Source organism: Deferrivibrio sp., assembly GCF_055117995.1.
This window is the reverse complement of the sequence record NZ_JBSQOT010000011.1, coordinates 23,219-36,464: the sequence shown is the minus strand read 5'-3', so window position 1 is coordinate 36,464 and position 13,246 is coordinate 23,219. Positions and strand designations below refer to the sequence as shown.

Annotated in this window: 14 protein-coding genes; all 14 read left to right on the top strand. The window is 36.2% G+C overall.

Translation table 11 applies throughout. The features are described from left to right. Positions 1-137: 137 nt before the first annotated feature. A complete protein-coding gene (gene flhA / locus ACTCAF_RS04890; protein WP_463062172.1) occupies positions 138-2,219 on the top strand; it encodes a flagellar biosynthesis protein FlhA in 2,082 nt (693 codons plus the stop codon). Continuing rightward, the gene (gene flhF / locus ACTCAF_RS04885; RefSeq protein WP_463062171.1) at positions 2,216-3,391 is read left to right on the top strand and encodes a flagellar biosynthesis protein FlhF; all 1,176 of its coding nucleotides are present in this window, start codon (positions 2,216-2,218) and stop codon (positions 3,389-3,391) included. The genes flhA and flhF overlap by 4 nt, the downstream gene beginning before the upstream one ends. Next, a complete protein-coding gene (locus ACTCAF_RS04880; protein ID WP_463062170.1) occupies positions 3,391-4,239 on the top strand; it encodes a MinD/ParA family protein in 849 nt (282 codons plus the stop codon). Before flhF ends, ACTCAF_RS04880 begins: the two co-directional genes overlap by 1 nt. Continuing rightward, positions 4,236-4,442, top strand: a complete 207-nt coding sequence (locus tag ACTCAF_RS04875; RefSeq protein WP_463062169.1) for a hypothetical protein — start codon at positions 4,236-4,238, stop codon at positions 4,440-4,442. Before ACTCAF_RS04880 ends, ACTCAF_RS04875 begins: the two co-directional genes overlap by 4 nt. Beyond that, on the top strand, positions 4,439-5,191 hold the full coding sequence (locus tag ACTCAF_RS04870; RefSeq protein WP_463062168.1) for a sigma-70 family RNA polymerase sigma factor: 753 nt from the start codon (positions 4,439-4,441) through the stop codon (positions 5,189-5,191). Before ACTCAF_RS04875 ends, ACTCAF_RS04870 begins: the two co-directional genes overlap by 4 nt. Then, on the top strand, positions 5,166-6,218 hold the full coding sequence (locus tag ACTCAF_RS04865) for a protein-glutamate methylesterase/protein-glutamine glutaminase (RefSeq protein WP_463062167.1): 1,053 nt from the start codon (positions 5,166-5,168) through the stop codon (positions 6,216-6,218). Before ACTCAF_RS04870 ends, ACTCAF_RS04865 begins: the two co-directional genes overlap by 26 nt. A 15-nt stretch (positions 6,219-6,233) precedes the next feature. After that, the gene (fliM, locus tag ACTCAF_RS04860) at positions 6,234-7,253 is read left to right on the top strand and encodes a flagellar motor switch protein FliM (RefSeq protein WP_463062166.1); all 1,020 of its coding nucleotides are present in this window, start codon (positions 6,234-6,236) and stop codon (positions 7,251-7,253) included. Beyond that, the gene (gene fliN, locus ACTCAF_RS04855) at positions 7,222-8,133 is read left to right on the top strand and encodes a flagellar motor switch protein FliN (RefSeq protein WP_463062165.1); all 912 of its coding nucleotides are present in this window, start codon (positions 7,222-7,224) and stop codon (positions 8,131-8,133) included. Before fliM ends, fliN begins: the two co-directional genes overlap by 32 nt. A gap of 86 nt (positions 8,134-8,219) precedes the next feature. Continuing rightward, on the top strand, positions 8,220-8,597 hold the full coding sequence (locus ACTCAF_RS04850; protein ID WP_463062164.1) for a response regulator: 378 nt from the start codon (positions 8,220-8,222) through the stop codon (positions 8,595-8,597). A 2-nt stretch (positions 8,598-8,599) separates the two neighbouring features. Further along, positions 8,600-9,235 carry a protein phosphatase CheZ gene (locus ACTCAF_RS04845; RefSeq protein ID WP_463062163.1) on the top strand — a complete coding sequence of 212 codons (636 nt, stop codon included), beginning with the start codon at positions 8,600-8,602 and terminating at the stop codon, positions 9,233-9,235. Positions 9,236-9,246: 11 nt separating this feature from the next. Continuing rightward, the gene (locus ACTCAF_RS04840; RefSeq protein WP_463062162.1) at positions 9,247-11,331 is read left to right on the top strand and encodes a hybrid sensor histidine kinase/response regulator; all 2,085 of its coding nucleotides are present in this window, start codon (positions 9,247-9,249) and stop codon (positions 11,329-11,331) included. Continuing rightward, entirely contained in the window at positions 11,282-11,626 is a 345-nt protein-coding gene (locus ACTCAF_RS04835) for a hypothetical protein (RefSeq protein ID WP_463062161.1), read from the top strand. The genes ACTCAF_RS04840 and ACTCAF_RS04835 overlap by 50 nt, the downstream gene beginning before the upstream one ends. Positions 11,627-11,657: 31 nt before the next feature. Next, positions 11,658-12,290, top strand: a complete 633-nt coding sequence (locus ACTCAF_RS04830) for an OmpA family protein (RefSeq protein WP_463062160.1) — start codon at positions 11,658-11,660, stop codon at positions 12,288-12,290. Then, positions 12,277-13,245 (top strand): hypothetical protein, encoded by a 969-nt coding sequence (locus ACTCAF_RS04825; RefSeq protein ID WP_463062159.1) that lies wholly within the window; start codon positions 12,277-12,279, stop codon positions 13,243-13,245. Before ACTCAF_RS04830 ends, ACTCAF_RS04825 begins: the two co-directional genes overlap by 14 nt. The last annotated feature ends 1 nt before the right edge of the window (position 13,246 follow it).

Here is a 13,246-nt window from a genome sequence, read left to right as displayed (position 1 = left end):
TTTTTTTGAATTGATAAATGTCAAATATTGAGTAATAAAATTTAAAATCAAACTAAACTAATAAAAAGGCTTAACTTTTTTAATATTTTTAGTGTATAATAGACAAAAGTATATTAATAATTTTAATTTGAGGTAAAATGGCTCAGGAAACCGGTGTGTTAAGTAAACTTAAAAGTGGCGATATATTTATGCCGTTTTTGGTAGTAGGCATCCTTATAGTAATGATTATCCCTGTGCCAGCCACATTGCTTGACATATTTCTTACTATGAGCATAACACTCGCCCTTATAATCCTTCTTGTATCACTGTATATAAAAGAGCCTCTTGATTTTTCAACTTTTCCTTCGGTATTGCTTATCTCCACCCTTTTCAGACTTTCACTTAACGTTGCATCCACAAGGAGAATTCTCCTTCATGGTGCCGAAGGGGAAGATGCAGCAGGTGCTGTTATTATGTCTTTTGGCCAATTTGTCGTAGGTGGTAATTTTGTCATAGGTATGATCATATTTTTGATACTTGTAATTATAAACTTTGTGGTTATCACAAAAGGTTCGGGCAGAGTAGCTGAAGTTGCGGCAAGATTTACTCTTGATGCAATGCCTGGTAAACAAATGAGTATCGATGCTGATCTTAATGCAGGTATAATTGATGAAATGCAGGCAAAAAAACTCAGGGAAGATATACAAAAAAGGGCTGATTTTTACGGAGCAATGGATGGTGCTTCTAAGTTTGTAAGGGGTGATGCAGTTGCAGGCCTTTTAATTACAGCGATAAATATCATTGGTGGACTTATAATAGGTGTTGCGCAGTTTGATATGACAGTAGGTGAGGCAGCAAAACGTTTTACAATATTAACAGTCGGTGACGGACTTGTAAGCCAGATGCCTGCACTTATCATTTCTACTGCAGCTGGTATTGTTGTGACAAGAGCTGGAGAACAAGCAGACTTAGGCACAAGACTTCTGGCAGAAATGTTTAAGACCACAAAAATACTTTATGTCACAGGTGCTATACTTGTATTTTTCGGTCTAATACCGGGGCTTCCAAAGCTATCATTTTTTATTCTTGCCGGGATAATGTTTGCAATTGCTTACTACTCCAAATCCTCGCTGAAAGATATTGCTGAAAAAGAGGCTGAAGAGCCTGAAGAAGAGCCTGATGAGGTGCCTGAAGAAAAAGCTGTAAGAGATCTGCTTGAAATGGATACAATGGAGCTTGAAATCGGCTTTAACCTGATTCAGTTAGTAGACGAAAGCAAAGGTGGAAATCTGCTTGGAAGAATAAAATCAATAAGAAGGCAAATCGCCCTTGAAATGGGGTTTATAGTCCCACCGGTAAGAATCAGGGATAACCTTCAAATCGATCCCAACAACTACACTATCCTTATAAAAGGGGTAAAGGTCGCCACCGGATTTGTACTGCCTGACAGATGGCTCGTTATGAACCCTGACGGGGATTTAAAAACAATAGAAGGGGTTGATACAAAAGACCCTGCATTTGGTCTTGAAGCCAAATGGGTTGATGCCGCTGAAAGGGAAAGGGCAGAAATTGAAGGTTATACCATCGTAGACCCTGCAACGGTAATTGCCACCCATCTTACAGAAGTAATAAAATCAAACGCCTATGAACTGGTGGGAAGACAGGAAACACAGGACTTGCTGGACAAACTTAAAGAAAAATATCCAAAGCTTGTAGAAGATTTGGTACCAAATATTTTGGACCTTGGTCTGGTACACCGCGTTTTGCAAAATCTATTAAAAGAAAGAATATCTATCAGAAATTTGCAAACAATCCTCGAGGTGCTCGCATCTTACGGCACCCAATCAAAAAGTGTAGATTATCTGACAGAAAAAGTCCGTGTGGCGCTTAAAAGGCAAATTTCTGAAAGTTTACTCGCAGCTGACGGTAAGCTTTATGTGTTTACCCTTGCCTCACAAATTGAGCAGTTTCTTGCCAAAAACATACAACAAACAGATGACGGTAAAGATATCGTAATCGACCCTTCATTTGGCCAGAAGATATTATCGGCATTAATGAAAAAGGTTGACGAAATCAACTTGAAAGGGCTACCGCCAGTGCTTGTTATTTCACCCCCTATCAGATTGCCTTTCAGAAGATTTGTTGAAAAATTTATTCCAAATTTGAATATTATTTCCCATAATGAAATATCGGATAACGTAAAAATAGAAACCCTCGGTAATGTGGAGATACAATTATGAAAATAAAAAAATATGAAGTATACGACATGAAAGAGGCAATGGCTGTCATCAAAAAAGAACTTGGTCCTGATGCAGTGATACTCTCAACAAGAAAAATAGTAAAAAACGGTAGTTTCGGACTTTTTTCAAGACCTATGATAGAAGTTACCGCCGCTGTTGATTATTCTGCCAAAAGGGAAACAAAGAAAACTGCATCTGAAACCATAAAACCTGTTGAAAAAACCATTGAAGACAATGCTGACATAAGCAAACTTACTGAGGTTATAAACTCTTTGGGGCTTAACAAATTTGAAATGCTCCTTAACGATATGAATGAAATAAAAAAACAGATCAGCGAAATGAAAACGGCGATTTCCGAAAACATGGCGATAGACTTACCCAAGTCTCTGAAAGAAATATATAATATTATGATAAAAAATGAAGTAGATGATGTGCTTGCTTATAAATTTCTAAAAAAAATTGAAGGAAGGATTGATGAAAATTCTACCTCTCTCCAAATAAAAAATATTGCGATGCAACTTTTTGCAGACATTATCCCGGTTGAAAAAGATTATTTTACAATGCTTAAGAAAAAAGTACTCGCCCTTGTCGGCCCCACAGGGGTAGGAAAGACAACCACAATCGCGAAAATTGCAGCAAACCTGGCCCTAAAATTGCAGAAGACCGTAGCACTCATTTCTATTGACACATTCAGAATCGGCGCTGTTGAACAGTTGAAAAATTACGCTGAAATAATAGATGTACCTTTAAGAATAGCAAGCAGCCCCACAGAGCTGAATGAAATCATACTTGGTTTTGAAGATTATGAATACATTATACTTGATACTATGGGCAGAAGCCAATATGACACTGCCCAGATTGATGAGTTGAAAAATTTTATAAGCATTAACCCATTAATTAGCGTTGCACTTGTGCTTTCTATGAGCTCAAACCACAGCGAATTGGGCGATACCTTCAACAGATACTCAAAATTGAACCCTGACTACCTTATTTTTACCAAACTTGACGAAACAAAATACTTTGGCAGCATAGCAAGTCTTCCTATCCTGAAAAAAGTGCCGATACTCCTTATGACAAATGGCCAGAATGTACCTGAGGATATGGAAATACCGGATGGCAAAAAGATTGCTAAAACCATATTCAGCGAAATACCAACATTGTGGAGAAATTAATGGCAGATCAGGCACAAAATTTAAGAAAAATAGCCTGGGAAAAGAAAAAGAAGGCTAAATACATAACCGTTTCAAGTGGCAAGGGTGGTGTTGGAAAGACAAACTTTTCCGTAAATTTTGCCTGCCTGCTTGCCAAAAACGGAAAAAAAGTCCTGTTGTTTGATGCTGACTTGGGGCTTGCAAACGTGGATATACTTTTAAACATTACTCCTAAAATAAGCATAATCGACTATTTTGAAAAAAATCTCAATCCTGACCAGTTGATAGTAAATACTGCTTACGGATTTGATATTATCCCTGCTTCAAGTGGTTTCTCAAAACTTGCCTCAATGAATGAGGAGGATTTCAACAAACTGATAGATATTTTTGTATATATCGATGATATTTACGAGTATATAATATTTGATGCTGGGGCAGGTATTTCTGAAAATGTAATGAAATTTGTTTCCATATCGGATATTAACATTATACTGACACAGGCAGAGCCTACAGCGATAACTGATGCCTATGCTCTCATCAAGGTAGCCAACAATCAGTATGGACTTGATGAAGCCAATATTGTAATCAACCGGATAAATGATGAAAAGGCTGCATTTAACCTTTTTTTAAATTTACAGAAAATTATCGATAAATTTTTAAAAATCAAAACAAACTTTTTGGGATACATTCGAGAGGACACAAACATCATAAAATCTGTAAAAAAGCAGACACCGCTTGCTGCCTTAAACCCATTATCAGGTTATATGAAAGATTTGGCCGCAATTATCAAGAAGATAGATGGAATTGATATCGATATACAAAAAAGCGGCGTTAGCATAAAAGATATTTTAAGGAGGCTTGTATCATGACAGGTTTATACAAACATTTTGCATTTCTGGTGGCCTCTGTAACGTTCATAATTTCATTTTTGTACAAATACATTGTGTATTTTGAAGTAAATATTGAATTTATTTTGAAAGACTTTGTTCTTTTTGTATTGGTTTACATTGTGTCAAAAATTGTTTTTGGTTATATTGAGGATATTTTCAATACATACAGGAAGCTTCTGTGACAGGCTATGACAAATACATGCAAATTACACTTGATGAACAAAACTCTCTTGCAGAAGAGTTTATCCCTAAGATAAAAAGCTGGGTAATACGAATTTCACAGACACTCCCTTCTTCTGTGGATACCGATGAACTATATTCTGCTGCGTGTCTCGGACTTGTGGAAAGCTTTAAGCGATTTGACAAGTCGAGAAACGTGGACTTTAAAGTTTTTGCTGAAAGAAGGATTAAAGGAGCAATACTTGATACATTAAGACAACTTGATGTTTTGCCTCGAAGCCTGAGAGCGAAAGTCAAATCCCTTGAAAATAAAATAGCGGAGCTTTCATCCAAACTTGGCAGAAAACCAAATCCGGAAGAAATCGCCGAGTTTACAGGTACTGAGTTAAATGAAGTATTTGACCTTTTAAATGTCCTTGAAAATGCTCAGGTAAGCAGCCTGAATAACTCAGTTGGCGATGAAAATGATACGGATTTGATAGATTTTATCAGAGGGGAATTTTTAAGTCCTGAAGAGGCGCTTGAAAAAGAAGAAATCATTAATTTACTGACCAGAGAGATTGATAACTTGAAAGAAAAAGAAAAGGCTGTTATTACACTTTACTATTATGAAGAGCTTACAATGAAAGAAATAGGTGAGGTTCTCGGTATTTCTGAATCGAGAACTTCCCAAATACATTCAGCAGCGGTTGTAAAGCTGAAAAAAAGACTCAAGGGGGCAATAGATGGCAATAAAGCTTTTGGTAGTTGATGATTCTGCATTTATGCGAAAAGCCATAGAAAATATGCTGCAAAAGGCTTCTGATATACAAATTGTCGGTTTTGGAAGAAACGGCAAAGAAGCTGTCGAGCTTGCCGAAAAGTTAAGACCTGATGTTATAACGCTTGATATCGAAATGCCATTAATGGACGGCCTCGAAGCATTAAAACATATAATGGCAAAAAATCCTACCCCGGTAATTATGGTAAGTTCCTTGACAAGTGAAGGTGCAGAAGCAACTTTAAAAGCCCTGGAGCTTGGAGCGGTAGACTTTCTGACAAAAGATAAATCATTTGCAAGTTTCGGAGTAATGAAGATTGAAGAGCAGCTTATAGAAAAAATCCGGTATTTTGCAGCAAAAAAGCCTGTAAGAAGAGCAATTTCAGGTATTCAACCAAAAGTAACAACTACAGCCCAGAGCGCAACTTTACCAAAAATTACGTCAGGCAACAAAAAAATTGTCGCAATAGGAACCTCTACCGGAGGTCCCCAGTCACTGCAAAAGGTTATTCCACTTTTGCCAGCCACCTTAAACAGACCGATACTTGTTGTGCAGCATATGCCGCCTAATTTTACAAATTCCCTTGCCAGCAGATTAAATACATTAAGCCAGCTTACTGTTGTAGAAGCTCAGGGTAAAGAGAAGCTTGAGCCAAACGTTGTTTATATTGCCAAAGGTGGATTTCATCTAAAGATTAAGAAAATCGGGTCGAATTATTATACAGAGGTGACCAGTGAACCGCAGAACATGCTTCACATCCCGAGTGTGGATGTGATGGTAGATTCTGTAGCAGATAACTTTGGCAGAGATGCTCTTGGAGTCATTATGACAGGTATGGGGAGCGATGGATTAAAGGGGCTAACAAAACTTAAAAGTATGGGTGGTGCTGTTATAGCCCAAAACCAGGAAACATGTGTAGTTTACGGTATGCCCCGTTCTGTAGTAGAAGCAAATATAGCTGATGTAGTTGTGCCTCTTGAATCGATAGCAGACACTATTGTCAGCTATTGTAAATAATTATAAGGAGCTTATGTGGCAGATATTCTAAGCCAGGAAGAAATTGATGCCCTGCTCTCTACCGTAGCAGAAGACGGTATCGAAGAAAAACAGGATGACACATTAACTTATGTTCCCAAAAAGGTATCTGTCTATGATTTTAGACGGCCAGACAGGGTATCAAAGGAACAACTTCGTTCTATCAGAAACTTACATGACAAATTTGCAAGAAATTTTTCTTCTGTCTTCTCAAACTATTTAAGAACAATTACAGATATAAATCTTGTCAGTGTTGATCAGATGACATACGGTGAATTTCTAATGTCGTTGCCTGACCCTACAAGTTTTAACGTAATAAGTATGATTCCACTTGAAGGAAACGCCGTACTTGAAATAAACCCTTCCATAGTCTTTCCAATTGTAGACAAACTACTGGGCGGGCCAGGTCAACCTCTTTATAAAATAAGAGAAATGACGTCTTTGGAGCAAAATATTATTCAAAGCGTCATAACCCTCATTTTAAACGAGTTGGAGGATATCTGGAAACAGATAATTCCAAACATTAAATTCAAAAGGGAGATAAGTGAAAACAGTCCACAGGTAGTGCAGATAGTTGCCCAAAATGAAGTAGTTGTGCTTGTGGTTTTTGAGGTGAAATTTGGCGAAGTTTCAGGAATGATAAACCTTTGCCTTCCTGCAATAACGCTTGAGCCTATATTGGGCAAAATTAATTCCCAGGATTGGTTGATTGGCGCCAAAAAAATGAAGGGAGGGCAGTACGAAAGTAAAATTATTGAGCTTCTTGAAGAAATCAAAGTCCCCATTTTTGCAGAGCTTGGCAAAACATTACTTCTTGTGCAGGAAATACTTGATTTGACGGCAGGTGATGTGGTTGTTCTGGATAGAAAAGCAACCGCTGATATAAAACTCAACGTAAACAACCTTGAAAGTTTTCTTGGTGAGCCGGGAGTCGTAGGCGTAAAAAAAGGGATAAAAATAAAAAAGGTTATAGCGGAGTCAAATAGTGAAAAAACAATTACAACTAAACAGAAATAATAAACTTCACACTTTTTTTGACATGTTTGGAGAGGCTTTTTCAAACAGCGTGGGCACTATTATTGGCAAGCCTCTTATCTACGAGCTAAATAACACATTCGAATCTGATATAGATGACATTGCCAAAGAGAATAAAGGGAAAGCTGGCATCTATTTCAATGATGCCCAAAACAGCATAACAGGGCTTCTTATTTTTGATATAAAACTTATTACTGCCTTTGCTGATATTATGCTTATGGGGGAAGGAAACGGTGTGGAAGAACTTGACCCTGAAATTACTGACGCCGTAAAAGAGCTTTCTTCACAGGCAGTTTCATCGGTAAACGTACCTTTTCAGGAAAAATTTGGAGTAAAACTTTCTCTCGAAGTTGTAAAGGTTGAAAAGATTGAAGATACAATCAATCTCCAGATAGCTGAACTTATCACTCAGGATTACAATATTACCTACAATAACAACAATGAAAGCTTTACCCTTGTCATATCAAAAACGATAGAAAAGCTTCTGGGCAAAGACGAGGAAAATGTGGAAAACAATGATTTTGATTTTGAAGATGACGAACCCGATTTTGAAGCGGTAGATTTTAAATCTTCAAAAAATTCCGGACAAAATTACGATGGAAATATTGAAATGCTCCTTGATGTTGAAATCCCTGTCAGTGTCAGGATTGGCTCAACAAAGATGTTTTTAAAAGATATTGTTAATATTGGACCTGGCAACATTGTCGAGCTTGACAACTATGCAGACGAACCGGTAGAGCTTTTAATAAATAACAAACCGATAGCAAGAGGGGAAGTTGTGATTGTGGATGGTTTTTTTGGAATAAGGATTAAAGAAATCATAAGCAGGGAAGAGAGACTAAAAAAACTCAGAGACTCATAAATCAATGAAACAGACAAAATTTGTATTTAAAAATTAGTTTTTTTTAAGTATAATTATATTAGGTTAGACCACCCAAGGAGGAAGTAATGGCGTACGATCATGTAATCATAACGGTAGATGATTCTTCAACAATGAGGCGAATCATAAAGAACACACTTATAAAGATTGGTTTTTCCAATATTCTTGAGGCAGGAAACGGAATTGAGGCTCTGGAAGTAATCGCGCAAAATAATGTAGATTTAATAATAACTGACTGGAATATGCCGGAGATGGACGGTCTTACATTTGTAAAAACACTTAGAGCAAAAGATAAATATAAAGAGACACCAATCCTTATGGTTACAACAGAAGCAGCCAAAGAAGACATTCTTACTGCACTGAGAAGCGGAGTAAATAATTACGTAGTAAAACCTTTTACACCTGATATCCTGCAGGAGAAAGTTTTTAAACTATTGGGACTTTAAATATGGCTGATGAATTAAAAGATATCAGTGAACTTATAGAAATTGCAAAAAAGATAAACAGCGGCGAATATGATGTTGCAAACATAGCTGTTAATCCTGAAAGTGAGCTTTTTGAAATTGCACAATACTTTGCAGATGCAATGAAAAAGTTATCCACAGTAAGTAATTCAGTAGAAGATTCATTCGATGATCTGCCTATGTTTGAAAAGGTTTTAAATGAAGTAATAAATGATACAAAAAAAGCATCTGAAAATATTTTGAATTTAACAGATAGTATCAACTTTATCATTGATGAAATAAAAGAAAATATAAAACTTCTTAAGAGTTATGCTCAAGAAGGGAATCACGAACATGCATTGGGGGTAATTGACAGAATACTTGACAAAACAATAGAAGGTCAGGATGTTTCATTTGATATGATCGCCACGCTTGAATTTCAGGATATATCCAAACAAAAAATTGATAAATTGATAAGAATTATTAAAGTTCTCGAAAGAAAAGTAGGTGAATTGGTTATAAAACTTGGCTTAAAAGACAACAAAATTGATATAGATACTTTAAACAGAGCAGGAAATGTAGATGACATTTTAAGCAATCAGGATATCGTTGATGCACTGCTCAAAGAGTTTGGCAGTTAAAGGGGGGCAGCATGAGCTTTGATGATATGCAGGATTTAGTAAACGATTTTATCGTGGAATCGGAAGAATTGATAGAGAAACTTGACCAGGATCTTGTCGAACTTGAGCATAGAAAAAACGATCTTGAGCTTTTAAATGGAATCTTCAGATGCGCTCATACTATAAAAGGCTCTTCATCTTTTCTTGGATTTGACAAAATGTCCACAGTAACTCACCATGCTGAAGAGATACTGAACAAATTGAGAAAAGGTGAGATGGTCGTAACAAGGGAGATAATGGATATTCTCCTTGAGTTTGTCGATGTTGTAAAACAATTAATGGAAGATATAAAAAACGGCACTGACAATGTAGCAATAGATGAGACTGTAAAAAAGCTGAAATTGGCAAATGAGGGGAAATTGGTAACTGCATCCCAGCCAAAAAGTGAGCCTGTTTCCAAAAAAACAACAGACAAAAACAAACCTTCGCAGATTAAAAAAGTTACAAAAGCAATTGAGCAGACAATAAGGGTTGATGTATCAAGACTTGACTCATTAATGAACCTTGTAGGGGAGCTTGTACTCAGCAGAAACAGGATAACGCAGCTTGCCGTTGAACTTGAGAAAAAGTTTGAAGGGGAATTTTTAACGGAGCAGCTTTCTGAGACAACATCACAAATAGGACTGATTACCACAGAGCTGCAGCTTGCTGTAATGAAAACAAGAATGGTACCTATAGGTAAGGTATTTAATAAATTTCCAAGAATGGTAAGAGATCTTTGCAGAGATTTAAACAAGGAAATAGATCTTATTATTTCAGGGGAAGATACAGAGCTTGATAAGTCTGTAGTTGAGGAGATTGGAGATCCGCTGATTCATATGATTAGAAATGCGGTCGATCACGGTGTTGAATCTCCTGAAGAAAGGGTAAAAAAAGGGAAACCAAAAAAAGGTACTGTGTGGCTTAACGCCTATCATGAAGGCAACCACATAGTAATAGAAATAAAAGATGACGGTAAAGGGATAGACCCGGAAAAAATCAAGAAAAAGGCCCTCGAAAAGGAAATTATTACGCCTGACGAAGCAAAAAACCTCAATAAAGAAGAAGTTTTGGGGTTAATTTTCAGACCGGGATTTTCTACGGCAGAAAAGGTCACGGGTGTTTCAGGCCGTGGTGTAGGGATGGACGTAGTAAAAACAAATATTGAAAAGCTAAACGGTATCATCACAATTGAATCTGAAATAAATCAAGGCTCTACATTTAAATTGAAATTGCCCCTTACTCTTGCCATTATTCAGGCACTTCTCGTAGAGGTATCAGGAGAGGTCTTTGCAATTCCACTTGTCTCGGTAATAGAAACAGTCAAAATAAACGAAGATGAAATACACAATTTTGAAGGAAGAGAAGTTTTAAAACTTCGTGATTCCGTACTATCATTAATAAGGCTGGACGAAGTATTCCAGCTTGAAGGCTCATTTTCCCAAGATATGTATGTGGTGGTGGTTGCCCTGGCAGAAAAGCGAATCGGGCTTATTGTGGACAGATTGGTAGGTCAGGAAGAGATAGTAATCAAATCACTTGGGGAATACCTTGGTGGAAATGTGGGTATTGCAGGCGCTACCATAATGGGTGATGGGAAAGTAAGGCTTATTGTTGATGTTTCAGGTATAATGGAAATTGCTACAAAAATGCCAAGAAGGACAAAAAAGAAAAAAATCAAAAATATTGCTACAAAAAACAGCAATAATGTAAAAGCGCTAATTGTAGATGATTCTGCAACAGATAGAAAGATTATGAAGAGGCTGCTATCATCAACAGGCTGGATTGAAACAATTGAAGTATCAAACCCAAATGACGCAATTCATGCTGCAACTAAAGTTGATCTTGATCTTATAATTACAGACATTGTAATGCCTGAAATGGACGGTTTTGAGTTTGCCAAGATTATAAGGGAAAAAGGCTTTGAAAAACCGATAATCGCTGTTTCCTCAAGAGGTGAAACAAGCAATATTCAAAAGGCAAAGATTTCCGGAATCGATGCCTTTTTGACAAAGCCGATAAATTTGGATGAAATGGTTGCTAAAATTAACAGCCTTGTTCAAAAAGCTAACGCTTAGCTTTTTGATTTTGGCAATTTTAACAAGTAGTGTTTATTCATATACTTATGTGTATGAAGTTGCCACAAAAGACAGAAGGTTTTTAACCGCCTCCATAAAAGACCCGGTCACCTATCTGTCTTTTAACGGCGGAAAAGATGTAATACTAAACCTTAAAGTAGTTAAGGTTTACGCCGATAATAATATAAAAAAGGCTGCAGAGGAATTTAACCTTGATAAATACAACGTTAAAGAGCTTTTGCCTAAAAATTATACTGCAAATTTTAATTCTTATTATTACATTTGGTGGAGGTAGTTTTGCGGATAAGAAAGAGATATTTGAAATTTTGGCGGAAAAAGCACCCAAAGGGGTAAAAACAACTTTTCACATATGGGCTCTTTCTGAAGAGGATGCAAAAGAGAATCTTGCACTCAATGGATGGAAAATTCTTGAAATAAACAAGATAAATTTAAATAAATTGGAAAATGATTCAAACTATCAAGACAATCTCAATATGAAATTAAAAGATACATCCGTGAGTCTTAAGGATGAAAACAACAAAAACAACTCAGACTTACTAAAATATGACAACAAGGCTGCCCCCTACTATGACTATAATAATTTCAAAAACCTGATTGATGGTAAGAAACTTGAATATGTGGCAGAAGTAAAATTTGAAACAGGAAAATACACAGGAAACTATTCAAATTTGGACAATATTAATTTCAATGACAATAAAACTTACTTTCTTTACGGTAACGCTGACAGCCTCCCTGTCAGGCCAAACAATATGTACAGAACAAATTATGAACTTTCCATCTTGAGGGCAAAAGAGGTAAAAAATTACCTTATAAAAGCCAAATCCTTGAATGAGGAGAATTTGAAAATTGTCGGTTTCGGGGAATTTTATCCCAAAAAAGACAACGGTTTTGAAGGTAATCCTGAAAACAGACGGGTAGAAATTTATGAGCTCAAGTGAAACTTTAAATTTTGAAAAATTTTACAATATCCCTATTTCGGATTTTTATGAATATGCAGCATCAATAATGGATGACTTCAATTTTATTTTTCATAAAAACATAAAAGAACTGCCGGAAAAAAGGAGGATAGAGCTCTGGATTTCAAAAAGAAGTGAATCTGACAAGGCACTTGTCTGGATAGAGATTACCAACTCCGGTTCCGACATCTCGAAAGAAGTACCGATTGAAGTTTTAAGAATAATGAATGAAGAAAACCTCACGAAGCTTTTCTTTTTTACAAACGGTGGTGTCAATGAAGATGAACTTGATATTTTGGATGGAAAAAATCATTTTATTTTCACCCCTTCTGAAATCATAGAAACAGTTGAAATCATCAAGGCAAAATCTGAAAAAAAAGATACAAAAATCAAGAGAAAAAAGGTGAAGATCCCAAGCGGTTTTATTCTAATGAAAAATTACCTTGAATCTCACAAAAGTGAAATAAAAAACGTTTATGCAAAATTGGAGCATATCCCGGTCTATTCGGCGAAAACCTTGAAAAAGATTGAACATATACTAAAAAGTCTTGAAAATATAACTGACATCAACAACATTTTAGTGGAAGACAGAGATAAAATCAAAAAATTACAATACTCATTGCTACCTGAGCTTATAAAAATATCTTCACTGCAGCTTCCTCCTGAAATTTCTCAAATAAAAGAAACGCTTTTTGATACTCTCAAAAATTGCATCCTTTACCTGGGCGCATTGGCAGAATATGAAGCCGAAGAGGATGTTTTGAAATATAAAGAGGATTTGTTTGAAAATATAGAAGAAATAAAAAATACCCATAAATTGATTGAAGATTACAAGAATGCCCAGATAAAAAATACTTACGGGATTTCAGTAAAATTAGCCATTGTTTCTGTTATTATAATAGCAGTTTCGATAATAATATATTTCAACTTAAGGTAGG

Excerpts from the sequence above, each read along its gene's own strand:
- ACTCAF_RS04840 (WP_463062162.1), top strand. The coding sequence starts at position 9,247 with ATGAGCTTTGATGATATGCAGGATTTAGTAAACGATTTTATCGTGGAA.
- ACTCAF_RS04835 (WP_463062161.1), top strand. The coding sequence starts at position 11,282 with ATGAAATGGTTGCTAAAATTAACAGCCTTGTTCAAAAAGCTAACGCTT.
- ACTCAF_RS04880 (WP_463062170.1), top strand. The coding sequence starts at position 3,391 with ATGGCAGATCAGGCACAAAATTTAAGAAAAATAGCCTGGGAAAAGAAA.
- flhF (WP_463062171.1), top strand. The coding sequence starts at position 2,216 with ATGAAAATAAAAAAATATGAAGTATACGACATGAAAGAGGCAATGGCT.
- ACTCAF_RS04825 (WP_463062159.1), top strand. The coding sequence starts at position 12,277 with ATGAGCTCAAGTGAAACTTTAAATTTTGAAAAATTTTACAATATCCCT.
- ACTCAF_RS04850 (WP_463062164.1), top strand. The coding sequence starts at position 8,220 with ATGGCGTACGATCATGTAATCATAACGGTAGATGATTCTTCAACAATG.
- ACTCAF_RS04845 (WP_463062163.1), top strand. The coding sequence starts at position 8,600 with ATGGCTGATGAATTAAAAGATATCAGTGAACTTATAGAAATTGCAAAA.
- ACTCAF_RS04865 (WP_463062167.1), top strand. The coding sequence starts at position 5,166 with ATGGCAATAAAGCTTTTGGTAGTTGATGATTCTGCATTTATGCGAAAA.
- ACTCAF_RS04875 (WP_463062169.1), top strand. The coding sequence starts at position 4,236 with ATGACAGGTTTATACAAACATTTTGCATTTCTGGTGGCCTCTGTAACG.
- flhA (WP_463062172.1), top strand. The coding sequence starts at position 138 with ATGGCTCAGGAAACCGGTGTGTTAAGTAAACTTAAAAGTGGCGATATA.